22 protein-coding genes are annotated in these 24,928 nt (G+C 67.2%); 13 read left to right on the top strand and 9 right to left on the bottom strand.

Annotated elements, in window-relative coordinates:
• Window positions 1-45: 45 nt before the first annotated feature.
• Window positions 46-624: a peptidoglycan-binding domain-containing protein gene (locus AC4PTB_RS05845; RefSeq protein WP_492192126.1), complete on the bottom strand. Its 579-nt coding sequence runs from the start codon at window positions 622-624 to the stop codon at window positions 46-48.
• A 165-nt stretch (window positions 625-789) separates the two neighbouring features.
• Between AC4PTB_RS05845 and fdxE the strand changes: the two genes are divergently transcribed.
• Both fdxE and purU read left to right on the top strand, forming a co-directional pair.
• Window positions 790-1,113, top strand: a complete 324-nt coding sequence (fdxE, locus tag AC4PTB_RS05840; protein ID WP_492192125.1) for a ferredoxin FdxE — start codon at window positions 790-792, stop codon at window positions 1,111-1,113.
• A gap of 445 nt (window positions 1,114-1,558) precedes the next feature.
• Window positions 1,559-2,443 (top strand): formyltetrahydrofolate deformylase, encoded by an 885-nt coding sequence (purU, locus tag AC4PTB_RS05835; protein WP_492192124.1) that lies wholly within the window; start codon window positions 1,559-1,561, stop codon window positions 2,441-2,443.
• Window positions 2,444-2,619: 176 nt separating this feature from the next.
• Here purU and pgi read toward each other — a convergent pair whose 3' ends face one another.
• The 5 genes from pgi to AC4PTB_RS05810 form a co-directional block, all read right to left on the bottom strand.
• Window positions 2,620-4,233 carry a glucose-6-phosphate isomerase gene (pgi, locus tag AC4PTB_RS05830; protein WP_492192588.1) on the bottom strand — a complete coding sequence of 538 codons (1,614 nt, stop codon included), beginning with the start codon at window positions 4,231-4,233 and terminating at the stop codon, window positions 2,620-2,622.
• Window positions 4,230-4,901: a 6-phosphogluconolactonase gene (pgl, locus tag AC4PTB_RS05825; protein ID WP_492192123.1), complete on the bottom strand. Its 672-nt coding sequence runs from the start codon at window positions 4,899-4,901 to the stop codon at window positions 4,230-4,232. Before pgl ends, pgi begins: the two co-directional genes overlap by 4 nt.
• Entirely contained in the window at window positions 4,898-6,373 is a 1,476-nt protein-coding gene (zwf, locus tag AC4PTB_RS05820; RefSeq protein WP_492192587.1) for a glucose-6-phosphate dehydrogenase, read from the bottom strand. Before zwf ends, pgl begins: the two co-directional genes overlap by 4 nt.
• 161 nt (window positions 6,374-6,534) lie before the next feature.
• Window positions 6,535-7,095: an RSP_2648 family PIN domain-containing protein gene (locus AC4PTB_RS05815; protein WP_492192122.1), complete on the bottom strand. Its 561-nt coding sequence runs from the start codon at window positions 7,093-7,095 to the stop codon at window positions 6,535-6,537.
• Window positions 7,095-8,303, bottom strand: coding sequence for an RSP_2647 family RNA methyltransferase (locus AC4PTB_RS05810; protein WP_492192121.1), 1,209 nt, complete (start codon window positions 8,301-8,303; stop codon window positions 7,095-7,097). The genes AC4PTB_RS05815 and AC4PTB_RS05810 overlap by 1 nt, the downstream gene beginning before the upstream one ends.
• 231 nt (window positions 8,304-8,534) lie before the next feature.
• Between AC4PTB_RS05810 and edd the strand changes: the two genes are divergently transcribed.
• Window positions 8,535-10,355, top strand: coding sequence for a phosphogluconate dehydratase (gene edd / locus AC4PTB_RS05805; protein WP_492192120.1), 1,821 nt, complete (start codon window positions 8,535-8,537; stop codon window positions 10,353-10,355).
• Window positions 10,356-10,459: 104 nt separating this feature from the next.
• Window positions 10,460-11,113: a bifunctional 4-hydroxy-2-oxoglutarate aldolase/2-dehydro-3-deoxy-phosphogluconate aldolase gene (locus AC4PTB_RS05800; protein WP_492192119.1), complete on the top strand. Its 654-nt coding sequence runs from the start codon at window positions 10,460-10,462 to the stop codon at window positions 11,111-11,113.
• Here AC4PTB_RS05800 and AC4PTB_RS05795 read toward each other — a convergent pair whose 3' ends face one another.
• Together AC4PTB_RS05795 and AC4PTB_RS05790 are read right to left on the bottom strand one after the other, a co-directional pair.
• Window positions 11,114-11,383: a hypothetical protein gene (locus AC4PTB_RS05795; RefSeq protein WP_492192118.1), complete on the bottom strand. Its 270-nt coding sequence runs from the start codon at window positions 11,381-11,383 to the stop codon at window positions 11,114-11,116.
• A 13-nt stretch (window positions 11,384-11,396) separates the two neighbouring features.
• Window positions 11,397-14,168, bottom strand: coding sequence for a [protein-PII] uridylyltransferase family protein (locus AC4PTB_RS05790; protein WP_492192117.1), 2,772 nt, complete (start codon window positions 14,166-14,168; stop codon window positions 11,397-11,399).
• Window positions 14,169-14,402: 234 nt separating this feature from the next.
• On the opposite strand from AC4PTB_RS05790, the gene AC4PTB_RS05785 reads away from it, so the two are divergent.
• The 8 genes from AC4PTB_RS05785 to AC4PTB_RS05750 all read left to right on the top strand — a co-directional run bounded on the left by AC4PTB_RS05785 (window position 14,403) and on the right by AC4PTB_RS05750 (window position 22,340).
• Window positions 14,403-14,873, top strand: a complete 471-nt coding sequence (locus AC4PTB_RS05785; RefSeq protein ID WP_492192116.1) for a DUF2852 domain-containing protein — start codon at window positions 14,403-14,405, stop codon at window positions 14,871-14,873.
• A 136-nt stretch (window positions 14,874-15,009) separates the two neighbouring features.
• Window positions 15,010-15,831 (top strand): arginyltransferase, encoded by an 822-nt coding sequence (locus AC4PTB_RS05780; protein ID WP_492192115.1) that lies wholly within the window; start codon window positions 15,010-15,012, stop codon window positions 15,829-15,831.
• A gap of 227 nt (window positions 15,832-16,058) precedes the next feature.
• Window positions 16,059-17,156 carry a TRAP transporter substrate-binding protein gene (locus tag AC4PTB_RS05775; protein WP_492192114.1) on the top strand — a complete coding sequence of 366 codons (1,098 nt, stop codon included), beginning with the start codon at window positions 16,059-16,061 and terminating at the stop codon, window positions 17,154-17,156.
• Between the two features lie 95 nt (window positions 17,157-17,251).
• Window positions 17,252-18,022, top strand: coding sequence for an SDR family oxidoreductase (locus tag AC4PTB_RS05770; protein WP_492192113.1), 771 nt, complete (start codon window positions 17,252-17,254; stop codon window positions 18,020-18,022).
• Window positions 18,015-18,350 carry a dihydroneopterin aldolase gene (locus tag AC4PTB_RS05765; RefSeq protein WP_169583561.1) on the top strand — a complete coding sequence of 112 codons (336 nt, stop codon included), beginning with the start codon at window positions 18,015-18,017 and terminating at the stop codon, window positions 18,348-18,350. Before AC4PTB_RS05770 ends, AC4PTB_RS05765 begins: the two co-directional genes overlap by 8 nt.
• A gap of 65 nt (window positions 18,351-18,415) precedes the next feature.
• Window positions 18,416-18,730 carry a hypothetical protein gene (locus AC4PTB_RS05760; RefSeq protein ID WP_055209768.1) on the top strand — a complete coding sequence of 105 codons (315 nt, stop codon included), beginning with the start codon at window positions 18,416-18,418 and terminating at the stop codon, window positions 18,728-18,730.
• Between the two features lie 65 nt (window positions 18,731-18,795).
• Window positions 18,796-21,141 (top strand): glycoside hydrolase family 3 N-terminal domain-containing protein, encoded by a 2,346-nt coding sequence (locus AC4PTB_RS05755; RefSeq protein ID WP_492192112.1) that lies wholly within the window; start codon window positions 18,796-18,798, stop codon window positions 21,139-21,141.
• On the top strand, window positions 21,138-22,340 hold the full coding sequence (locus tag AC4PTB_RS05750; RefSeq protein WP_492192111.1) for a glucoamylase family protein: 1,203 nt from the start codon (window positions 21,138-21,140) through the stop codon (window positions 22,338-22,340). The genes AC4PTB_RS05755 and AC4PTB_RS05750 overlap by 4 nt, the downstream gene beginning before the upstream one ends.
• Here the strand turns inward: AC4PTB_RS05750 and AC4PTB_RS05745 are convergent.
• Window positions 22,320-24,071: an ABC transporter ATP-binding protein/permease gene (locus AC4PTB_RS05745; RefSeq protein ID WP_492192110.1), complete on the bottom strand. Its 1,752-nt coding sequence runs from the start codon at window positions 24,069-24,071 to the stop codon at window positions 22,320-22,322. The genes AC4PTB_RS05750 and AC4PTB_RS05745 overlap by 21 nt on opposite strands.
• Before the next feature lie 188 nt (window positions 24,072-24,259).
• On the opposite strand from AC4PTB_RS05745, the gene AC4PTB_RS05740 reads away from it, so the two are divergent.
• Window positions 24,260-24,916: an SDR family NAD(P)-dependent oxidoreductase gene (locus AC4PTB_RS05740; protein ID WP_492192109.1), complete on the top strand. Its 657-nt coding sequence runs from the start codon at window positions 24,260-24,262 to the stop codon at window positions 24,914-24,916.
• Window positions 24,917-24,928: the final 12 nt, after the last annotated feature.

Raw genomic sequence — 24,928 nt, 5'->3', positions numbered from 1 at the left:
GCGACCGGACCGGCAGCCAAGGCACCCTTCGGGGTGCCTTTTGCATCAGGGCGCTGCCAGCCAGGAGACGACGCCCATTTCGCGCGCCGCGCGCAGCGAAAGCTCGGCGCTGAGCAGGCCGCGCTGGGTCTGATAGCGGCGGATCGCCTCGCGCGTGGCGGCGCTCATCCGCCCGTCCAGCGGGCCCGCGTAAAGCCCGCGCACCCAAAGCGCGCGTTGCAAAACCGCGATGCGGGCGGTGGTCATCTCGGCGGCGCAGACCGAGGCGAACCACATCCGCCCGCCGCCCGAGACGATGCGCGCCTGCGTCGTGGTGCGGTAGCGCGCAGGCGAGAGCACCGCGCCGGTTTTCGCATCGCGCTCCTCGGGTTCGACCAGCGCATGGTCGGTGACCGTCTCGACCACGGCGGGGCGGCGTTCCTCGGTGAAACAGCCCTTCGCCTCGGGGCCGGGGGGGGATTTCAGCCATTCGCCCGCCAGCGAATTGGCGGGGGGGGCGAGGATCGGCACCGGCGCCTGCGCGGGCTTGCCCCGCGGCGCCGGGGCATCGGCCGCGGTGCAACCGGCAAGGCCCGCGCAAAGCGCCAGCAGGGCAAGGGGCGGGCAAGGCAGGGAAAAGGTCATGACGGGTCCGGCTCGGGTTCGGCGCGACCATAGCGGCTTTGAGATGCGCCGCAAAGGGGCGGCGCGGCGGGACAACACGGATGCGGCCAAGCGGCGCTGGCAATGCGGGCGCCTTTGTCCTAAAGGGAAAGCGAACCCAGCGCAGCCACGGCACACGAGGATTTCATGGCGAAGATCATCTTCATCGAACACAATGGCACCCGTCACGAGGTGGAAGCGAAACCGGGCCTGACGGTGATGGAAGCGGCGCGCGACAATGGCGTGCCGGGCATCGACGCCGATTGCGGCGGCGCCTGCGCCTGTTCGACCTGCCATGCCTATGTTGATCCGGCCTGGGTGGACCGGCTGCCCAAACCCCTGCCGACCGAGACCGACATGATCGATTTCGCCTATGAGCCGAACCCGGCAACCTCGCGGCTGACCTGCCAGATCAAGGTGACCTCGCTGCTTGACGGGCTGGTGGTGCATCTGCCCGAAAAGCAGATCTGACACCCCGCCCGCCGGGAGGAAGGGATTTCGCCTTGGCGTCGCCAAGGCGACCCGGGCGGGGGCTCCGCCCCCGCACCCCCGGCGTATTTGCACCAGGAAAAGCCGAAAGCCGACCATCTTTGCTGTGTCGCCTCGCGCGGCTTTGCCGCAATGACCGGCTTCAAGACCGGGACAGCGGCCCCGGCTCTGTGGTTTTCCTTGGCAAAATACGCCGGGGGGTGCGGGGGGCAGCGCCCCCCGCGGGTCGCCGGGGCGAAGCCGCGGCGAAACTCCGGCCGCGCCGGGCGCGACGCGGACGGATTGGCCAGCCGGAGCAATTGCGACACGCGCCCCGACGCATTTTGACGATCCGCGGTCGCATCCCGGCAGGCCCCTTGCCGCGGGGCGGGGAATATGTGCTAGACGCCTCCGAGACACCCTCAGGGGGCCGCGAAAGGAACCGGGAATGACCACCTATGTGCTGACCGTGAAGTGCCACTCGACCCGCGGGATCGTGGCGGCGATTGCCAATTATCTGGCCGACAGCGGCTGCAACCTGACCGATTCGAACCAGTATGACGACCTTCTGACCGGCCAGTTTTTCATGCGCGTCACCTTCGTGTCGCAGACCGGGGCGACGCTTGAAAGCCTGAAGGCAGGCTTCGAGCCGGTGGCGCAGGAATTCGACATGGACTGGGCGATCCATGATGCGGAAAAGAAGGTCAAGGTCCTGCTGATGGTCTCGAACTTCGGCCATTGCCTGAACGACCTGCTTTACCGCTGGCGCATCGGCGCGCTGCCGGTCGAGATCGTCGGCGTCGTCTCGAACCACATGACCTATCAGAAGGTGGTGGTGAACCACGACATCCCCTTCCACCACATCAAGGTGACGAAGGAAAACAAGCCCGAGGCCGAGGCGCATCTGCTCGATGTGGTCGAGGAATCCGGCGCCGAGCTGGTGGTTCTGGCGCGCTACATGCAGATCCTGTCGGACAAGCTCTGCCAGAAAATGTCGGGCAAGATCATCAACATCCACCATTCCTTCCTGCCCAGCTTCAAGGGCGCCAATCCCTACAAGCAGGCCTATGAGCGCGGCGTGAAGCTGATCGGGGCGACCTCGCATTACGTCACCGCCGATCTGGATGAAGGCCCGATCATCGAGCAGGAAACCGTCCGCATCACCCATGCGCAAAGCCCCGAGGATTACGTCAGCCTTGGCCGCGATGTCGAGGCGCTGGTGCTCGCCCGGGCGATCCACGCCCATGTGCAGCACCGCGTCTTCATCAACGGCAACAAGACCGTCGTCTTCCCGGCCTCGCCCGGCGGCTATACGTCGGAACGTATGGGCTGAACCGCAGGCGACGCCAAAGAAAAAGGGGGGGGCGCTGCCCCCCTCTTGCCTTCGGCAATTCACCCCCCGGGATATTTCCGGCAAGATGAATGAGAAGCCCCGATCGTGCTTTTATCTTGCCGGAAATATCCCGGGGGGAGTCCGCTTGCGGACGGGGGGCAGCGCCCCCCCTTTGCTCAGGCTCGGGCGGCGCGGATGCGTTGGGCGAGGCCGAGCGTCGAGCCGTCCTTGCCCGCGCCCTCCGAGCTGCCGTCAAGCACCGGCGCCAGCGCCAACGCCAGTTCCTTGCCAAGCTCGACCCCCCATTGGTCGAAGCTGTTGAGGCCAAGGATCACGCCCTCGACGAACACCCGGTGTTCGTAAAGCGCGACGATGCCGCCAAGCGTGAAGGGGGTAAGCACCTCGATCAGCAGCGTCGTCGAGGGGCGGTTGCCCGGGAAGACGCGGTGGCGGGCCTGACGGTCGAGCTCTGCCCCGGTCAGGCCCTTTTTCGCCATGATCTCCGTCGCTTCCGCAAGCGAGCGGCCGCGCAGAAGCGCCTCGGACTGCGCCAGGCAGTTCGCCACCAGCAGCAGGTGCTGATGTTCCAGATCGGGCTCGCGGCCGCGCGCGGCCAGGATGAATTCGCAAGGCACGACCCGGGTGCCCTGATGGATCAGCTGATAGAAGGCGTGCTGGCCATTCGTGCCGGGCTCGCCCCAGACCACCGGGCCGGAATGCCAGGGCAGATCGGCGCCGTCCATCGAGACGCGCTTGCCGTTGCTTTCCATTTCCAGCTGCTGCAGATAGGCGGGCAGCCGGGCGAGGCGCTGTTCATAGGGCAACACGGCGCGGGTGGCATGGCCCAGAACCTGATTGTGCCAGATGCCGACCAGCGCGAGCAGTACCGGCAGGTTTTCCGCCAAAGGCGCCTGCCGGAAATGGCGGTCCATCGCGGCGGCGCCGGCGTGGAACTCGGCGAAATAGCCCGGGCCGATGCCGATCATCAGGCTGAGGCCAATCGGCGACCAGACCGAATAGCGCCCGCCGACCCAATCCTCAAACCCGAAGACGCGCTCAGCCGGGATGCCGAAAGCGGCGGTTCTGTCGGTCGCGGTCGAGATCGCGGCGAATTGCGCCGCCGGGTCCGCAACCTTCGCCGCCATCCAGGCGCGGACGGTTTGCGCATTCGTCATCGTCTCGATCGTGGTGAAGGTTTTTGACGCCACGATCACCAGCGTCGTTTCCGGGTCGAGCCCCGAGAGCACGTCATGCGCATGCGCGCCATCGACATTCGAGATGAAATGCAGCCGCGGCCCGTCGGCAAAGGAGCTGCAGGCGATCGCGGCCATCACCGGCCCCAGATCCGAGCCGCCGATGCCGATATTGACGACATCGGTGATGCGCCCGCCCTGCCCGGTGAACCGGCCCGTCCGCACATCCTCGGCAAAGGCCTGCATCCGGCCCAAGGTCTCGCGCAGCGCGGGCATCACGTCGTGACCGTCGACCGTGATCGCCTCGGCCGCATTGCGCCAGGCCGCGTGCAGCACCGCGCGCCCCTCGGTCTCGTTGATCTTCTCGCCCGCGAACATCGCGTCGCGGCGCGCGGCAACCCCGGTCTTTTCGGCCAGATCGATCAGCAGCTTCAGCCCCGTGGCGTCGATGTTGGTTTTCGAGAAATCGAAGAACCACGCCCCGAATTCGGCGCTGAAAGCTGTGGCGCGGGCGGGATCGGCGGCGAAAAGATCGAGGATATGCCGATCCTTGACGGTCGCGGCATGGGCAAGCAGGTCATCGAAACGGTTCATCAGGGGGCCCAATGGATGGTGGCGTTGGAAAGGACGATGCGCACCGGAGCCTCGGTTTCGGGAAGGCTTGCGGCACGCTCGAGTGCTGCGCGCTTTTCTGCACCGGTGATCAGAAGATGGCAATGCATCGCCGCGCGCAGGACGGGCGCGGTCAGCGTGATCCGCGGCTCGCCCGCGGCATCGGCGCGCAGCGCCATCACCGGGGGGGCATCGGGGGCCAGCGCCTCGGTGAGATGATCGGCGCCGGGGAAAAGCGAGGCGGTGTGCATGTCGGTGCCCATGCCCAGCATCAGCACCGTCAGCGGCAGCGCAGCGCGGACGCCCCGGGACAGCTCCTCCAGCCGCTCCTCGGGCGTTTCGGCGGGGGCGTAGAGCGGCACCAGATGGGCGAGCGCCGCCGCGCCCCGCAAAAGCCGGTTGCGCAACAGCGCGGTGTTCGAACGCGGGCTCGTTTCATCGACCCAGCGCTCGTCATTCAGCATCACCCAGACCCGCGCCCAGTCGAGATCAAGGCCCGAGAGGATGTCGAAGACCGGCCCGGGCGTGGTGCCGCCTGGCACGCAGAGCGTCACCCGCTCCTCGACCTCAAGCGCGCGGCGCAGCTGGCTGGCGACCTTGTCGGCAAGCGCCAGCATCATCAATTCGCGGTCCGGGTATTCGATCAGGTTCATTCGCGGATCTCCCGCCAGCGACGGCCGTCGCGATGCATCAGCATCAGCGCATCTTCCGGGCCGGAAGACCCGGCGTCATAGGGCCGCGGCCGGTCGCCCCGCGCCTCCCAGCCCGCGATGATCGGATCGGTCCAGGCCCAGGCGGCCTCGACCTCGTCGCCGCGCATGAACAGCGTCTGGTTGCCGCGGATCACATCCATGATGAGGCGTTCATAGGCGTCGGGAATGTCGGCGCCCTCCTCGCCCAGAGCCTCGGCAAAGGACATGTCAAGCGGCACCTGCACCAGACGCATCCCCCCCGGCCCCGGCTCCTTGATCATCACTTTCAGATTCATCCCCTCATCCGGTTGCAGCCGGATGACAAGGACGTTTTCGCGCCAGGACGCCTCCTCCTGATCGAAGATCGAATGCGGCGGTGCCTTGAAGGTGATGGCGATTTCACTCGCGCGCCCCCGCAGCCGCTTGCCGGTGCGCAGATAAAACGGCGTGCCCTGCCAGCGCCAGTTCGCCACCTGCACCTTCAGCGCAATATAGCTTTCGGTCCGGCTGTCGGGGTTTTCGCTGTCTTCCAGATAGCCCGGCTGCTCGGCCCGACCCGGCCCGGCCTTCACGCCCAGATATTGGCCGCGCACGATGTCGGCCGCGGGAATGGGCTGCAAGGCCCGGATAACTTTCACCTTTTCGTCGCGCACCGCATCGGGGTCGAAGTGATAGGGCGGCTCCATCGCGATCAGGCACAGAAGCTGCATCAGATGGTTTTGCACCATGTCGCGCATCGCGCCCGATTTGTCGTAATAGCTGCCGCGCCCGCCCACGCCCACGGTTTCGGCCACGGTGATCTGCACATGATCGATATATTGCGCGTTCCACAGCGGCTCGAACAGGATATTGGCGAAACGCACCGCCATCAGGTTCTGCACCGTCTCCTTGCCCAGATAATGGTCGATCCGGTAGATCTGGCTTTCCTCGAAATGCGCGGCCAAGGTCGCGTTCAAGGCCCGCGCCGATGCCAGATCGCGCCCGAAGGGCTTTTCGACGACGATGCGCGCGCTCTCTCCGGCGATCCCATGCGCTTTCAGCCGGTCGGCCAGCGGGCCAAACAGCATCGGCGCCACCGAAAAATAGAAGGCGTTGATCCGGCCCGGATCGACCCGGGCCTTGAGCGCGTCCCAACCGCCCTCGCCCGTCGCATCGACCGAAACGTAATCGAGGTTTTGCAGAAAGGCCGCGATCATCGCCGCATCCTGTTTCGCCGGATCAACATAGTCGGCGATCGCCTTCGCCACCTGGGCGCGAAAGCCCGCGGCATCCATCCCGGAGCGCGCCGCGCCGATGATCCGCGCCCCTTCGGGCATCTGACCGGCATGGAAGCGGCGGTAAAGCCCGGGCAGGATCTTGCGCTGCGCAAGATCGCCCGTGGCTCCGAAGATCACGAGATCGAAAAGATCGACCGGAATGACACGCGACACCATGGGGCTGGCTCCGATTCTTGGCATGACTGGCGCCCTCCTCCGGCGCCGTCCTGCATGACATATGTTAGCGGTAACACATGCCCTTCCTACCTTGGCGCCGGGCGCAAGTCTAGCCCGGTGTCGGGCGAACTCAAAGCGGTTTGGCAAGGGATGGGAAAGTCTCAGGCGGTTTCAAGCGCACGGGCAAGGCGGAAGAGCTTCGCCTTTTTCAAAAGCGCCCGGGTGGTCCAGCTTTGGCCCGAGAGCGCCTCGGCCTTGGCCCGGACGCGTTCCACCACGGCGGCGAGCTGCGCGGGATGATCGGCCGCCAGCGCCCAGAGGAACCCATCGGCATCAAGGCGCACAAGCCCCTCGGCCGCCAGAACCCCGCGCGGGAAATCGGCGCGGTTTTGCGTCACGATCGCCTCGGCCCCGCCAGATATGGCGGCGGCGAGCACATGGATGTCGTTTTCATCGGGCAGATGCAGCCGTGCTTCCAGCCCCGGGCGGGGGGCAATGCTGGCCTTTGGGAAACGGGCCTTGAGCGTGGCAATCTCGCCCCGGGCATAGGCCTCGTCGCCCGAGGACAGCCGCGCCGCCGCCCGCGCCCATTCCTCCAGGATGCGGTCCGACCAGAGGGGGGTGTAAAGCCCCTCGGCGGCGCAGCCCGTCAGGATTTCGCGCAGAACCGTCGGGTAAAGCACGCAGGCGTCTAGCAAAACCTTGCCGGGGGCGGCGCGCATCAGTCGAGCCGGAAGACCAGCGATTTGAGGTAAGCCGATTCGGCCAGTTGCGGCAGCATCGGGTGATCGGGCCCGGCAAACCCGGTGTGCAACAGCTGCGCGCGCCGCCCGCCACGCCCCAGACCGCGGGCCGAGGCATTGCGGAACGCCACCAGATCTGCGGCATGCGAGCAGGAGCACAGCACGATGTAACCGCCCGGCGCCACCAAGGGCGCCGCCAGCCGCGCGATGCGCTCATAAGCGCGCAAGCCCGCATCGAGCGCCTGTTTGTTCGGCGCGAAGGCGGGCGGATCGCAGATCACCAGATCGAATTGCGCGCCCTCGGTCGCAAGCGCTTCCAGCGTAACAAAGGCATCGCCCTGCCGGGTGGCGAAACGCGCCCCCTGCCCCATCGCCTCGGCGCCTTTCGTGGCCAGATCCAAAGCGGCAGCCGAGGCATCGACAGCCAAAGCGCTTTCCGCCCCCCCCGCCAGACAGGCCAGCGCAAACCCGCCGACATGGGAAAACACATCGAGCACCCGCGCCCCGCGCGCCAGCCGCGCGGCAAAGGCGTGGTTCGGACGCTGATCAAAGAACAGCCCGGTCTTCTGCCCGCCCAGCACATCCGCCATATAGGTGGCGCCGTTCATCTCGACCGGAACCGGGCCGTCAACCCCACCGCACAGGATCACGGTTTCCTCGGGCAGACCTTCCAGCCCGCGCGAGCGGCCGGAGCCGTTCTTGATCACCGTCGTCACGCCCGTCACCGCAACGAGGGCCGCGCAAAGATCGCCGATCAGCGCCTCGGCCCAGGCGGCGTTCGGCTGCACCACCGCGACATCGCCGAAACGGTCGATGATGACGCCGGGCAGGCCGTCGGCCTCGGCATGCACGAGGCGATAATAGGGCCGGTCGAACAGCCGCGCCCGCAAATCCAGCGCACGCGCGAGCCGCGCCGCGATCCAGTTGCGATCGATCGCGGCGTCTGCGTCGCGATCCAGAACGCGGGCGATGATCTTCGATTTCGGATTGACCGTGACCGTGCCCAGCACCCGGCGCTCGGCATCTTCCAGCGTCGCGATCACGCCGGGGGTCAGCCCCTGCGTGCGCCGGTCGGTCACCAGCTCGTCGGCATAGACCCAGGGAAAGCCGTGCCGGATCGCGCGGGCCTCGGCCTTGGGGCGCAGCCGCACGACGGGACGGGACTTCGGCGCTTGTTCTTCGGTCATGGCGGGCCTGTGTGCTGAAGGATATTGCGCCCCCTCTATCCCGAGTTTCGCGCCGCGCAAAGCCCGCATCGGCATGGCTTTGCTTCATCCGCGCCACACCTTTCGGATTTTCGCGGAAATTCGCTGGACCTTGCCCGCCGCCCCGCGCAAGAGGGAAAGCAGGATTGATTTGTTAGCGCTAAACTGAATATTACGGGACATCCCGAGCCTTCGCAAAAGCTGGACATGACCATGACCGAGACTGCCGCACCGCTGAATGCCACGATTGCCCGGGTGACCGAGCGTATCCGCGCCCGGTCTTCGGCGCGGCGCGCCGACTATCTGGCGCGGATCGCCTCGGCCGCAGCCGCGGGCCCGGCGCGGGCGCATCTGGCTTGCGGCAATCAGGCCCATGCCTATGCGGCGATGGGGCCGGACAAGGCGCCTTTGGCCGAGGGGCGCGGGCCGAATATCGGCATCGTCACCGCCTATAACGACATGCTTTCGGCCCATGCGCCCTATGCCGATTACCCGGCGCAGATCAAGGCGGCTTTGCGCGACATCGGGGCGACGGCGCAGGTGGCGGGCGGGGTGCCAGCGATGTGCGACGGCGTCACCCAGGGCCGCGCGGGGATGGAGTTGTCGCTGTTCTCGCGCGAGGTGATCGCGCTGGCCGCCGGGGTGGCGCTGTCTCACGACACCTTCGACGCGGCGATTTTCCTGGGCGTTTGCGACAAGATCGTGCCGGGTCTGGTGATGGCGGCGGCGACCTTCGGCCATCTGCCCGCGATTTTCCTGCCTGCGGGGCCGATGACGGCGGGCCTGCCGAATGACGAAAAAGCCAAGGTGCGGCAACAATTTGCCACCGGCGAGGTGGGCCGCGACAAGCTGATGGAAGCCGAGATGGCGTCTTATCACGGGCCGGGCACCTGCACCTTTTATGGCACCGCGAACACCAATCAGATGCTGATGGAGGTGATGGGCCTGCATCTGCCGGGGTCCAGTTTCGTCAACCCGCACACGCCCCTGCGCGATGCGCTGACGGTGGCGGGCGCGCAGCGTGTGGCCGAAATCACCGCGCTGGGGCCGGATGCGCTGCCGGTGGGGCAGCTCCTTGACGAGCGCGCCTTCGTCAACGGTCTGGTCGGGCTGATGGCCACGGGCGGCTCGACCAATCTTGTGCTGCACCTGCCCGCGATGGCGCGCGCGGCGGGGATCGAGCTTGACCTTGAAGATTTCGACGCGATTTCCGATGTGGTGCCGCTGATGGCCAAGGTTTATCCGAACGGGCTGGCCGATGTGAACGCCTTTCACGCCGCGGGCGGGCTGCAATTCCTGATCCGCCACCTGCTGCGCGCGGGGCTTTTGCATGCCGATGTGAACACCGTCGCCGGTCCGGGCCTTGCGCGCTACACCCAGGAACCGAAGCTGATCGAGGGCCGCCTGACCTGGGTCGAGGGCCCGGAGGAGAGCCTCAACGACCGCATCCTGCGCCCCGCCGCCGATCCTTTCGCGGCGACGGGCGGGCTGAAACAGCTGGCGGGCAATCTCGGTCGCGGCGTGATCAAGGTCTCGGCCGTCGCCCCCGACCGCCATGTGATCGAGGCCCCGGCCCGCATCTTCGAAAGCCAGGACGCGGTGAAAGAGGCCTTCAAACGCGGCGACTTCACCGCCGATACCGTGGTCGTGGTGCGGTTTCAGGGGCCGCAGGCGAACGGCATGCCCGAGCTGCATTCGCTCACCCCCACGCTCTCGGTGCTGCAAGACCGCGGCTTGCGCGTCGCGCTGGTCACCGATGGCCGGATGTCGGGGGCATCGGGCAAGGTGCCCGCCGCGATCCATGTCAGCCCCGAGGCCGCCTGTGGTGGACCGCTCGCCAAACTCGTCGACGGCGATCTGATCCGGCTGGACGCCGACACCGGCAGCCTCACCTGCCTGACCGACGGCTTCGAGAGCCGCGCCCCGGCCACCCCCGATCTGAGCGCCAATCGCACGGGTCTCGGCCGCGAGCTGTTCGAGACGTTCCGCCGCAACACCGGCCCTGCCACCTCCGGCGCGTCCGTGATAGTGTGAGGCCGCGCCTGCGGCGCATCTGCGTATTTGGACCAAGAAAAAACCCGTGGCTTTTTCTTGGCTTAAATACGCCCCCTTGACCCATACCCCTCAGGAGGCCCGTCATGACCCCCACCGCCCAATCCGCGAAAGCGCGCGAAATCTGCGCGCTTGCCCCCATCGTGCCCGTGATCGTGGTGCAGGACGTGGCCCATGCCCAGCCGCTCGCCAAGGCGCTGGTGGCGGGCGGGCTGAAGGCGCTGGAAGTGACGCTGCGCAGCGCCTGCGCGCTTGAGGCGATCCGCGCCATGGTCGATGTCGAAGGCGGCGTCGTCGGTGCGGGCACGCTTTTGACCCCCGCCGATGTCCGGGCCGCCAAGGCCGCGGGCGCGCAATTCGGCGTCGCCCCGGGCCTGACCGAAAGCCTTGTCAAAGCCTGCGAGGACGAGGGCCTGCCGCTGCTGCCCGGCGCCGTCACCGCATCGGAAGTGATGCGGGCGCTGGACCTGGGCTATGACATGCTGAAATTCTTCCCCGCCGAAACCTCGGGCGGCGCGGCGGCGCTGAAAGCCATGGCCGGGCCGCTACCCAAGGTGTCGTTCTGCCCCACCGGCGGGGTCAGTCTGAAGAATGCGCGCGATTACCTGACGCTGCCGAACGTGATGTGCGTCGGCGGCTCCTGGGTGGCGCCGCAGGGCATGATGAGCGCGGGCAACTGGGCCGCGATCGAGGCGCTGGCAACGGATGCCGCCGCGCTCTCGCGCGCGACGCTTGGCTGATCAGACCGACATCCGACCCGCCCGGCCACCGCGCCGGGCGGGCGCGGTTTCCGCGCGGGTCAGCCCCTCGGCCAGAACCTGCGACATCGGATGGCCCGCATCGGCGCCATAACTGGTCAAAACAACCCGCATCGCCGCGATCTGGTCGGTGCCCGGCGCAAGGCTCAGCGCCCAATCCAGAAAGATCGACCGGCATTCGACCGCACCGATCCCCTCGATGCGATAGCTTTCGCGCAAAAGCCCCTTCGGGTCCGCCAGTTTCAGATCCATCTTCGCCCTCCCGTCAGCCGAGCGCCTTCTCGACGAGCGCCGCAACTTCGGATGTGGTGCGCGCAAGCCGTTCGGCAAGGGCGTCCAGACTGTCTGCGCCCAGTTCGCGCAGCAAAAACGCCCGCCCGCCCTCGCCCAGCGCCTGCAGATCCAGCGGCCGGTCGGTCAAAAGCCGCCCCCCCGCCTGCAGCCGCCACAGGAAGCGATAGGCCGAGGCCAGCAGCTCGCCCTCGGCTTTCGTGACAAACCCCCGGCGCGGACCGATGCGCAGCTGCGCCTCGACCTTGCGGGCGGGCTCGCCCGCGCGCAGCGCGAAGCTTTGCGCCAGAAGCTCAATGTCCTGCAGCCGCCCGGGGCCGATCTTCGCCTCCCAGGCGCCATCGGGGGCCTTGGCGGCAAAGATCCGTGCCCGCATCTCGGCCAGATCGGGCATCACCTTCGGATCGCCACCCTTTTCGGCCAGAACCGCCAGCCGCACCGCCTCGACATCGGCGCCAAGGCTGGCATCCCCCGCCAGCACCCGCGCCCGCGTCAGCGCCAGATGTTCCCAGGTCCAGGCCTCGGCCCGCTGATAGTCGCCAAAACTGTCGAGCGACACCGCCACCGGCCCCCCCCGCCCCGAGGGCCGCAGCCGCATGTCGACCTCGTAAAGCCGCCCCTCGGGCATCGGCGCGGTCAGCGCAGTGATGAAGGCCTGCGTCAGACGCGCGAAATATTGCCGCGTTGCCAAGGGCTTCACCCCCTCCGACTGCTCGATGCCCTGCGCGTCATAGATCACGATCAGATCCAGATCCGAGGCCGCATTGAGCCGCTCGGCGCCCAGCGAGCCCATGCCCAGCACCACCGCCCCCCGGCCGGGCGGCGCGCCGTGCTTGCGGGCAAATTCGGCCACCACCTCGGGCCAGAGCCCGGCGACGGCAGTGCCCGCGAGATCGGCATAAAACCGCGCCGCCTCGGCCGCGTCGATCAGCCCGCGCAGATGATGCACGCCGACGCGGAAGCGGAATTCCTTGGCCCAGCGCCGCGCCGCATCGAGCTTTTTCTCGTAATCCGGCACCGCCGCCAGCGTGGCACGAAAGCTCTCGGCCAGGGCTTCGGCCCCGGGCCAGGCGGCAAAGAACGATCCGCCGATCACCGCATCGAAAACGCCGGGATTGCGGCTCAGATGGCTCGCAAGCCCCGGCGCGGTGGCGCAGATATCGACGATCAGATCGATGAGTGACGGATTCGCCTCAAAAAGCGAAAACAGCTGCACCCCCGCGGGCAGCCGCGCCAGAAAGCCGTCGAACTGGCGCAGCGCCTCTTCGGGGCTGGCGGCGCGCTGCATCCGCTTCAGGATTTCGGGCTCGATGCGGCGGAAGATCGCCTGCGCCCGGTCCGAGCGCAAGGCCGGATAATGCGCCCAGGCCTCGATGATCGCCTCGGCCTCGGGGCTCAGATCGGGCCGCGCCGCGGCCTCGGCGGGGGCAAAGAACGCCCCCGTCAGCGCCTCGACCCGGGTCAGACGCTGCTTCAGCCGCGCCGACCAGGCCGCGGTATCGCCCGCCCCCATCATCCGCGCGATCCGGTCGATCCCCTCGGGCGTGGTCGGCATCAGCTGGGTCTGGGCATCGTTCACCATCTGGATGCGATGCTCGATCTCGCGATGCTCACGGTAGTGCTCGGTCAGCTCGCTGGCCACATCGGCGGGCACCCAGCCCTTGGCGGCCAGCTTCGCCAGCCCCCCGACGGTGCTGCGGTCGCGCAGATCGGGGTCGCGCCCGCCCGCGATCAGCTGCCGTGTCTGGGTGAAGAATTCGATCTCGCGGATGCCGCCCTGACCCAGCTTCATGTTGTGCCCGGCCACCTCGATCGCCCCGCCCAGACCCTTGTGGGCGCGGATCCGCAGCCGCATGTCATGGGCGTCCTGAATCGCGGCGAAATCCAGATGCTTGCGCCAGACAAAAGGGGTCAGCGCGCGCAGGAATTTCTCGCCCGCCGCGATGTCACCCGCGCAAGCCCGCGCCTTGATATAGGCGGCACGTTCCCAGGTCCGCCCCTCCGCCTCGTAATACAGCTCCGCCGCCCCCATCGAGATGCACACCGGCGTCACCGAGGCGTCCGGGCGCAGCCGCAGATCGGTGCGAAACACATAGCCCTCGGCGGTGATGTCATTGATCAGGGCCGACATTTTCCGCGTCACCCGGATAAAGGCCGCGCGCGCCTCGATCCGGTCATCGGGGTCGAACTGGGTCTCGTCGAAAAGACAGATCAGGTCGATGTCCGAGGAATAATTGAGCTCATGCGCCCCCATCTTGCCCATCGCGAGCGCCACCATGCCGCCCGCGCGGGCAGCGTCATCCGGGCCCTTGCCCGGCAGCTTGCCCCGCCGGATCTCCTCGGCGACCAGCCGGCGCAGGGCCAGATCGACGGCGGTCTCGGCCAGTGTCGTCAGCGCCCCGGTCACCTGCTCCAATGACCAGGCCCCGCCCAGATCGGCCAGCGCGATCAAAAGCGCCAGCCGCCGCTTCGCACGGCGCAACTCGGCGCCCAGCGCCTCAAGCGTGACCTCCTGCAAGCGCGCGATCTCGGCCACGAAAGCCGCCTCGATCGGGCCTGACAGCGCCGCCCGCAGCCACTCCGCCTCGCGCTCCAGAAGCCCTGCCAGATAGGGCGAACAGCCCGCCGTGCCCGCGATCACCCCCCGGATTTCGGGCGGAAAATCACCATAGCGGGCGGCCACATCGGCGCCGCGGGCAGGATCGAAGGGAAGGGGCGTGCGGGTCAGGCGGGATGCAAGGCTCATGGCGGCAGACTAGCCGCCGCAAGCCCCGGGTCAAGGCGCGCAAATGCCCCGGCCCCTTTCACCCTGGCGCAGATATCCCGGGGGCTGCGGGGGGCAGCGCCCCCGCCGGGGCGAAGTCTCTCCCCGCCCCCGCGATGCAATGTAAAAATCTTTCACATCCCCTCTTGACCCAGCCCTGCCGCCTCCCCACCTTCGCAATGTGAAAAGACTTCACATCCAACCCCGGAGGGTTCCATGACCTATAGCACCGCCGCCACCCACACTGGCCCCGACCGCCCCGGCACGATCACCCGCACGCTCACCTGGCTTGACGACCGCGGCCCGACAAGCTGGGTCGTGGTGATGATCGGATCGTTCATCTTCGCCGGCCCGCTCGGGCTTGTGGTGCTGGGCTTCATCCTGATGACCGGCCGTTTCAGCGCCAGAACCTGCCGCGCCCGCGCCGGGTTCACCCCGCGCTTCGCCCGCGGCTACGCCTTCCATGCCATGCGCCCGACCGGCAACGCCGCCTTCGACGCCTATCGCGCCGACATGCTGGCCCGGCTCGAACGCGAACAGGAGGAATTCGAATCCTTCCTGATCCGGCTGCGCGAAGCCCGCGACAAGGCCGAGTTCGACCAATACATGGAAGAACGCGCCCGCGCCGCCGCGACCGCTCCGGCGCCCGCAGACCGGCCCGCAGACCGGCATGAGACGGCGAACTGACCCTGCCCGCCTCCGACCCTGCCCCCAAAGGGCAGGGTCTTTGTCCCGCTTTCGAAGGAAATCCTTGGCGCAGAGCCCGCGCTTTGATAGCTTGGGCCTGCGTCACTCGCCTTTGACGTGTCAGCCCCCGTCTCTCATGCGCCATTCGCTTCCGCTTGCCCCGCAATTCTACGTGACCGCCCCGCAGCCCTGCCCCTATCTGGACGGGCGGGCGGAGCGCAAACTGTTCACCGCGCTGCAGGGCGAAGGCGCCGAGAAACTGAACAATGCGCTCTCGCGTCAGGGCTTCCGGCGCTCGCAGAACGTGCTCTACCGCCCCTCCTGCGCCGATTGCTCGGCCTGTCTTTCGGCGCGCATCCGCGTCGCCGATTTCGTCCCCACCCGGACGCAGCGCAAGGTGCTCAACCGCAATACCCATCTCAAACGCACCGCCACCAGCCCCTGGGCGACCGAGGAACAATTCGCGCTCTTCCGCCGCTATCTGGACGCGCGCCATGCCGATGGCGGCATGGCCGACATGGACATCTTCGAATTTGCCGCGATGATCGAGGAAACGCCGGTAAAGACCCGCGTCATCGAATATCGCGACGGCCGGGTGGACAGCGGCCCCCGCCCGCTGACGGCCGTCTGCCTGACTGATGTGCTCGATGACGGCGTCTCGATGGTCTACAGCTTCTACGAGCCCGACCAGATCGACCTGAGCCTGGGCACGCATCTGATCCTCGACCACGTCGCGATCGCGAAACGCGCGGGGCTGCCCTATGTCTATCTGGGCTATTGGGTCCCCGGCTCGCGCAAGATGGGCTACAAGGCGAAATTCTCGGCGCTGGAAATCTTCAAGGCCGGGCGTTGGCAACCCTTGGGCGACCCCGAGGATCATTCGGGCGAGACCCATCCGCTTTCCGTCGATCCGATCGCCGAACAGGTCGCGCGAATCCAGCTGCCCGACATGCGCTAAGGCAAAGGCCGCCCTGCGCCGCCCGCAGATGCGGCAGTTTCGCACAGGATCTTCCGCCCGAAGGGCGTCCCGCATTCATTTGGTCATGTTTTCGGACCGGTTCGCGCAATTTTCCTGCGCAGCGTCTGGACAGAACCGGCCCGCGATGCCAGTTTGAGCGCCGGACCGGCCGGGCAACGACCCGGACGGCATGCGAACCAGACCGAAACAAACGGGAGGAGACCCCAATGGACCGTCGTTCATTTCTGACCAGAGCCGCGATTGGCGGCGCCGCCGCGACCACGCTGGCCACGCCTGCGCTGGCGCAATCGATGCCGAAAGTGACCTGGCGGATGACCTCGTCCTTCCCGAAATCGCTCGACACGATCTATGGCGGCGCCGACGTGCTCTCGAAGATGGTGTCGGAAGCCACTGACGGCAATTTCCAGATCCAGGTCTTCGCCGGTGGCGAGATCGTCCCCGGCCTGCAGGCCGCCGACGCCACCGCCGCGGGCACGGTCGAGGCCTGCCACACCGTCGGCTATTACTACTGGGGCAAGGACCCGACCTGGGCGCTGGGTGCGGCCGTGCCCTTCGGGCTGTCGGCGCGCGGCATGAACGCCTGGCAATACCACGGCGGCGGCATCGATCTTTACAACGAATTCCTCGGTACTCAGGGCCTGATCGGCTTCCCGGGCGGCAACACCGGCGCCCAGATGGGCGGCTGGTTCCGCAAGGAAATCAACACCGTCGCCGATCTTTCCGGACTCAAGATGCGGGTCGGCGGCTTTGCCGGCAAGGTGATGGAGAAGCTCGGCCTCGTGCCGCAGCAGGTGGCGGGCGGCGACATCTATCCGGCGCTGGAAAAAGGCACGCTCGACGCCACCGAATGGGTCGGCCCCTATGATGACGAGAAGCTCGGCTTCTACAAGGTCGCGCCCTATTACTACTATCCCGGCTGGTGGGAAGGCGGCCCGACCGTCCATTTCATGTTCAACAAGGCCGCCTATGAGGGGCTGCCGAAATCCTATCAGGCGCTTTTGCGCACCGCCTGCCATGCCGAAGACGCCGACATGCTGCAGAAGTATGACTACAAGAACCCGTTGGCACTGAAATCGCTGGTGGCGAATGGCGCGCAGCTGCGCCCGTTCAGCCAGGAGATCCTCGAGGCCTGCTTCAACGCCGCGCAGGAAGTCTATGCCGAAATGACCGCGACCAACCCGGGCTTCAAGAAGATCTACGACTCGATGGTGGCCTTCCGCGCCGACCACTACCTGTGGACGCAGGTGGCGGAATACAACTACGACACCTTCATGATGATCCAGCAGCGCAACGGCAAGATCTGAGCCCTTGCACCGCAAGTTCCGACCCCGGGGGAAACCCCGGGGTCTTTTTCTTTCGCCCCCCTGCCCTAAATAGGCCAAAGGACAAAGGAGACCCCATGCCCGGCATTCTGATCACCGGCGGCGCCAAGCGCATCGGCGCGGAAATGGCCCGCGGTTTCGCCGCCCGCGGCTTTCGCGTGATGCTGCATTACAACGCCTCCGCGACCGAGGCCGAGGCGCTGGCCGCCGAGCTGAACCAGACGGCCGAGATCTGCCGTCTGGTGCAGGGCGATCTGCAGGATGCCGCCGCGGTGCAGCGGGTTTTCGACGCGGCGCAAGGCTTTCTGGGCCGGGTCGATGTTTTGCTCAACAACGCCTCGAACTTCATGAATGACGACATCTTCACGCTGTCGGACGCGAAGATGGATGCGCATTTCGCGGTCAATCTCAAGGCGCCGCTCGCGCTGGCCGCGCGGATGGCGGCGCAGGATCTGGACGGCGGCGATGCGCTTGTGCTCAACATGCTCGACAACAAGGTGCTGGCGCTGAACCCGGATTTCTTTTCCTACACGCTGTCGAAAGCCGCGCTTCATGCCGCGACCGAGATGCTCTCGATGCGCTTTGGTGGCTGCCCGCGGGTCAATGGCATCGCGCCCGCGATCACCCTGATTTCCGGCAAGCAGACCCCGGAGAATTTCGAAAAATCAAGCCGCATCAACCCTTTGGGCATTCAGGTGCAGCCCGCCGATCTGGTGCGGCTGGCGCTTTATTTCTGGGATGCGAAAGGTGTGACGGGCGAGGTGATCGCGGTCGATGGCGGTCAGGCCCTGTGGCGGCTGCCGCGCGACGTGGCCTTTCTGGTGAAAGAGGGACATATTCATGGCTGATCTGATCATCCGCTTGGAAGAACTTGAAATCACGATGTTTCTGGGCATCCATGATTTCGAGCGCGCGCGCATGCAGCGCGTCCTTGTCTCGGCCGAGATCACCGTGACCGGCACCGACTGGCAGGCGGGGCGGTTCTTCGATTACGACCGCGTGGCGGAATTCATCCGCTCCTTCAACGGCGCGCGGATCGACACGCAGGAGGAACTGGTCTCGCGCATCCATGCCTTTGTCCACGGGCTGGAGGGCGTGGCACATGCGGCGATTTCCTCGAAGAAACCCGATGTCTACCCGGATGCGAAAGCCGTCGGTGTGGTGCTGCGCGGCTGACCGGCCAAGTTGCGAGCCCCCGGCGTTTCTGCTAGCCTGCTGCCACGATCCCGAAAGGCCCCCCGATGTTTTACGTCATCGTTCTTTATATGCTGCTCTCGCTTGGCCTGCTGTTTGGCGCCGCGGAACTGGAACGCCGCGCCATCGTCGCGCGGCGGCGCGGTCCGAACGGCCGGGCGATGCTGCTGTCGCTCTTGATCTCGGCGGTGGGCTCGCTTGTCGTGCTGGTGATCGGCGGCTTTGCCGAGGGCTGGATCTACATCCTGCATATTCTGGGCGGTTCGATCCTCTATCACGGCATCATGGGCATCTCGCTGGTGCATGGGCTGCAAGAGGTCTCGGCCCGCACCGCCCGCGAACGCCTGCCCGCCCGCGCCTGAGCCTTTCCGCTTGCGCCCCCCGGCACCGGGAGTAAGCTGACCCCAGTCAGCCAGGGGGTCAGACCATGCGCAAGTCCACGGAAGGCAAGGATTTTCTGGATGATCTGCTGGGCCGGATGAGCCTTGCCGACAAGATAGGCCAGCTCAATTTTCCGCATGCCGCAGGCCTGCCCACCACCGGCGCCGCGGCGGGGGCCGATACCGAAACGCTGATCCGGCGCGGCCATCTGTGCGGCACCTCGGCGGGGGCGAATATCGCCGAGCGGCGGGTGCTGCAACGCATGGCGATCACGGAAAGCCCGCATGGGATTCCGCTGTTCTTCGCCCGCGACTGTTTGCAGCGCTACATCACCTGCGGGCCGATCCCGCTGGCGCTGTCCTGTTCCTGGGATCTCGACCTGATCAGCCGCATCGCGCAGATGACCGCGCGCGAGGCCCGGGCCGATGGCGTCTCGCTGACCTGGGCGCCGATGCTGGACATTTCCTACGACGCGCGCTGGGGCCGGATCGCGGAAGGCCATGGCGAGCTGCCGCATCTTTGCGCCGCCATCGCGCGGGCGATCGTGACGGGCTATCAAGGCGCCGATGGCGACCTCGCCCGGCCCGACCGGATGATGGCGACGCTGAAGCATTTCGCGGGCTACGGGCTGTCGATCGCCGGGCGCGATTATGCCGCGGTCGAGGCCAGCCCGGCCACGCTGATGCGGGTCATGGAGCCGTTCAAAGCGGGCGTCGCCGCTGGGGCGGGCGCGGTGATGGTGGCCTTTTCCGCGCTCAACGACATTCCCGCCACCGCGCATCGGGTGCTGTTGCAAGACATCCTGCGGGATCGTTTCGGCTTCGAGGGCATGATGGTCACCGATTTCACCGCCATCGACCCCGAGCTGATCCACCACGGCATCGCCACGGATGCGCGCGAGGCCGCTTATCTCGCCTTCAAGGCGGGCGTCGCGGTCGATCTGGTCTCGGGCGCCTTCCTGCATCATCTGGCGGCGCTGGTCGAAGAGGGCAAGACCGCCCCCGACGCCCGCCCTTGGGGCCCGGTGACGGAAGCCGAGATCACCGCCCGCTGCCGTCAGGTGCTGCGCGCCAAGGAACGGCTTGGGCTTTTTGCCGATCCCTTCATGGGCCTTGACGAAGCGTTGCGCGCCAAGGTGATCCGCTGCCCCGACCATATTGCCCTTGTCCGCGAAGCTGCCGCGAAGTCGCTGGTTTTGCTCAAGAACACCGGGGTTCTGCCGCTCGCCCGCGGCAAGACGCTGGCGCTGATCGGGCCTTTGGCCGAAGACCGGATCGACATGCAGGGCAGCTGGGCCATCGACGTGAACCCGATGGACAGCGTCACCTTGGCCGAAGGCCTGACCACCGTCGCAGGCCCCGGCACAAAGGTTCTGATTGCCAAGGGCTGTTCCATCGTCGAAGACCCGGCGCTGGCGGCGCGGCTGAATGTCCACAACCGCGCCATGCCCTCGGTGCCGCCGGAAAGCCGGTCGCTGGAAGCGATGCTGGCCGAGGCGCGCGCCGTGGCAAGCCAGGCCGATGCGATCGTGCTGGCGCTGGGCGAGGCGAAGGAACATTCCGGCGAAAGCTCGACCCGGCTCGACATCACGCTGCCCGGAGCGCAGCCGAGGCTTGTCCGCGAGATGGCCGAGATTGCGAAAGACCGCGCCATCCCTCTGATCCTGTTGGCGATTTCCGGCCGCCCTCTGGCCCTGACCGCGGAAGCCGCAGCTTCCGATGCGCTGATCTGGACCGGCCATCCGGGCGCCGAGGGCGGCCCGGCCATCGCCGAAGTGCTGTTTGGCGACCGCGCGCCGGAGGGGCGGCTGTCGATCTCGCTGCCGCGCCATGTGGGCCAATTGCCGCTGCGCATCGAGGACCTGCCCTCGGGCCGCCCACAGGAGGGGCTTGGCGTCGATGTCTTTGGCGACAGCGAAACCGACGCCACGGGGCGGCATGTGTTTCGCAAATTCACCACCGCCTGCATTCTGGAAAGCCCGCATACGCCGCTGTTCCCGGCGGGTTTCGGGCTGGGTTACACAAGCTTCGCCTATGGCAAGCCGCAGCTTAGCGCGACAGCGCTGCGGGGCGCCGATGCCGTGCTCGAGGTGAGCATCGCGGTCTCCAACACCGGGGCGCGGGCGGGCACGGAAACCGTGCAGCTTTACCTGCGCGATCCGGTCGCCGAAATCTCGCGGCCGTTGCGCGAGCTGAAGGGCTTCGCGCGGCTGACGCTTGCCCCGGGCGAAACCGGCACGGCGCGGTTCCGGCTGACCGCCGCCGATCTTGAATATGACCGCGGCCCCGATCTGGCGCAGCTGCGCCGCGACTGGGAGGGCGGCGAGTTCCGTCTGAGCATCGGCCCGCATGCGCTTGAGACGCAAGAGATTTCCGTCCGGTGGCTGAAATGAGGACAGCACCGCTTCTGGACCGCATCCAGTCCGAGACGCTGCGCTATTTCACCGAATTCGCCCATCCCGTGTCGGGAATGGCGCGGGAAAGATACGGCGATGACCGCTGGCTCGACACGGTGACGACCGGCGGCACCGGCTTTGGCCTGATGGCGCTGATCGTGGGCGCCGAGCGTGGCTTCATCGCCCGCGACGCCGTGCTGGCGCAGATCGACCGCATTCTGGCCCATCTCGAAGCCGCCCCCCGCCATCGTGGCGCCTTTCCGCATTGGATGCACGGCGCGACCGGCGCCACCATCGCCTTTTCGCCCCATGACGACGGCGGCGACATCGTCGAGACCGCCTTTCTGATGATGGGGCTTTTGACGGCGCGGCAATGGCTTGCGCCCTTTGCCCCGGCGCTGGCCGCCCGCATTCAGGCGCTGTGGTGGGCGGTCGACTGGGGGGGCTTCTGCCCCGCGCCCGACCGGCTGCACTGGCACTGGAGCCCGCATCACGGTTTCGGAAAACTGGCGCTGATGGGCTGGCACGAGGGGCTGATCGCCTTTGTGCTGGGTGCAGGCTCGCCCACCCATCCGATCGCGCCCGAAGCTTACCAGCAGGGCTGGAAGCAAAGCCCCGGCTTTCGCAACGGCCAAAGCTGGCATCGCATCCGCCTGCCGCTTGGCCCCGCGCTGGGTGGGCCGCTCTTTTTCAGCCACTATTCCTTCCTTGGCCTGGACCCGCGCGGGCTGGTCGAGGACGGCATCGACTACTTCGCGCAAAACCGCGCCCAGACCCGGATCAACCACGCGCATTGCCTGAAAAACCCCAGCAAGTTCAAGGGCTACGGCCCGTTCTGGGGGCTGACCGCCTGCGACGGGCCAGATGGCTACAATGCCTTTTCCCCCGCGAACGACAGGGGCGTGATCGCCCCCACCGCGGCGCTCTCGGCACTGCCTTATCTGCCGCGCGCCAGCCTGTCGGCCGCCCGCGCGATGGCCGCGCGCCCCGAGCTTTGGGGGCGCTTTGGCATGGTCGACGCCTTTGACGACAGCCGCGGCTGGGTCGCGTCAAGCCATCTGGCGATCGATCAGGGGCCGATCGTCGGCATGATCGAAAACGCCCGCACGGGGCTTTTGTGGCGGCTTTTCATGTCCGCCCCCGAGGTGCGAACCGGCCTGCGGCGGCTTGGCTTTTCAAGCCCGCATCTCGGCTGAGGCGACGCCCTCGCCCGCGATGATCTCGACCTTGCGGGTAAAGACATCATGCGGCGTGCCGCCATTGCCGATGTCGATCAGCCCCAGATGCGCCAAAGGCCCCTTGAGCAGCGTCACGATCCGCGCCCTTGCCTCGGGGTCGAGCTGCGGCAGCGTGTCGTCCATCACCAGCCATTGCGGCCGGTTGAGGATCACCCGCGCGAAATTCACGCAATGCTTTTCGCTTTCCGAGAGCAGCTTTTCCCAATGCTCGTCCACGTCAAGGCTGCCCGCCAGATGGCCAAGCCCCACCGCCGCCAGCGCCGCCGCGACCTCGGGGCGGGGGAAATGCGCGGCGGAATGCGGATAGCCCAGAACGTCGATCAGCCGCCCCGGCGGCACATAGGCGCGCGTCGGCAGGAACATCACCGCCCCCGCCTGCGGCATCGCGATGCGCCCTGCGCCGCGATCCCAAAGCCCCGCCAGGGTGCGGAACAGGATCGTCTTGCCCGACCCCGAAGAGCCCTGAAGCAGCAGACGATCCCCGGGCGCCAGCCGGATCGGGTCCTCGGCCAGCCGCACCGAGACATAGGGCGTGGTGATCGACAGCGCCTCGATCTCGATCCCGCCCGCGGCCGGTTCGCGGCGGATGCGGTCGGGATGCGCGGCGCCGTCGTCCGCCGCCAGATCGCGCAGCGCCCGGTGGAAACTGATCACCCGGTGCAGGATCGCCCGCCACGTCGCGATCCCCGCGAAGTTGTTGATGAACCAGCGCAAAGCGCCCTGCACCTGGTTGAAGGCGCCGACCACCAGCATCAGCTCGCCGATCGTCATGTCGGTGCTGAAATAGAACGGCGCCGCGGCGAGGATCGGCGCCACCGTGTTGAACCAGCCCGAGCCGGCAGTGACCCAGGTCAGCCCGACTGTGGCGCGGATCACGCCATGGATCACCTCGACCAGCCGCGCGAAAGAGGCCCTGATCCGCCGCGCCTCGACCCGCTCGCCGCGTTCAAGGGTGATCGCCTCGGCGGCCTCGCTGACGCGGACGATCTCGAAGCGGAAATCGGCCTCGCGCGCGGCGCGCTCGGCGCTCATCGCGACCAGCGGCCGGCCGACGCGCCAGCTCAGCCACGAGGCCAGCCCGGCATAGAACAGCGCGCACCAGACCATGAAGCCCGGGATCTCGACCGCGCGGCCCTGGATCGAGACCGACAGCCCGTCGGAATGGTGCCAGAGCACGCCGACGAAGGAAAACAGCAACAGCCCCGCCTGAAACAGCCCGACCCCCAGCGCGACGGACAGATCGGCCAGCCCGTCGACATCGGCCTGCAACCGCTGATCGGGGTTCTCGCCGATCCGCCCGGCGCGCGACAGCCGCAGCGCCGCGCCGGGCCGCGTCCAGTCGTGCAAAAGCGCGGTGAAGATGCCCCGCCGCAGCGTCAGCTTCAGCGTCTGATCCAGCCAGAGCTGGCCAACGTTCAGCGCCAGAAGCCCCCCCGCCAGAACGGCAAAGACCCCCAGCTGCACCACGAAGGCGGGAAAATCCTTGTGCGTGAGCGCGTCGTAAAAGGGCTGGTTCCAGGCATTGAGCAGGATCTGCGCCGCCGCGGTCACCGCGATCACCGCGACAAGCCCGGCGATCAGCCACAGGATGCGCCGCCAGCTGCGCACGGTGCGCAGGATGCGCCCCAGATCGGCGAGCTGCCCGAACAGGCCGGGATTGGGATCGGTGTCGGTCGTCAGATCGGTCATTCCGGAACCTTGCTTGGGGCTGGGCCTAAAGAACCGCCAAACCGCGCCGGGCGCAACCCAAGGTAAAGCGATTTTACGTGAGGATCGGCGCCAGCGGCAGACAGAAGCCCCCCGCCCGCGCCAATGCGCCCCTTGCGCCGCCGCCGGAGCGGGCCTAAAACCCGCGCGAAACGCTCAGGAGTTGCGCCATGACCGGAACCGCCTTCAAGAAACTCGCCCTTGTCACCGGCGCCTCGCGCGGGCTCGGCTTTGCCATCGCCGAGGAACTGGCGGCGCAGGGCTGGCACATCATGGCGGTGGCGCGCACCGTGGGCGGGCTGGAATCGCTGGACGATGTCATTCAGGCCCGGGGCGGCTCGGCGACGCTGGCGCCTTTGGACATCACCAAGCCCGAGGAAATGGAAACGCTGGCGAACGGCATTCTGGGGCGCTGGGGCGGGCTGCAGCTCTGGATTCACACGGCGGTCCATGCCGCGCCGCTCTCGCCCGCCGCGCATTCGGATGCGAAGGACATGGAGAAGTCGGTGGCGACGAACCTGACCGGCACCGCGACGCTGATCCCGCTGATCGACCCGCTTTTGCGCGCGGGCGATGGCACCGCGGTCTTCTTCGAGGATGACCGCGCGGGCCAGCCCTATTTCGGTTCTTACGGCGCGACGAAGGCGGCGCAGATTTCGCTCGCCCGCAGCTATGCGGTCGAGGCGGCGAAGATCGGCCCGAAGGTGCGCATCCTGTCGCCGCGCCCGATGGCGACGGCTGTGCGGGCGCGCTTCTTCCCGTCCGAGGACCGGTCGCCGCTGATCGATTGCCGCGACGAGGCGAAGCGGCTGCTGGCCGAACTCTGACGGAGGGGGGCT

This window comes from Rhodobacter sp. 4.3.4, from assembly GCF_058724655.1.
This window is presented reverse-complemented; position numbering and strand designations above follow the sequence as displayed.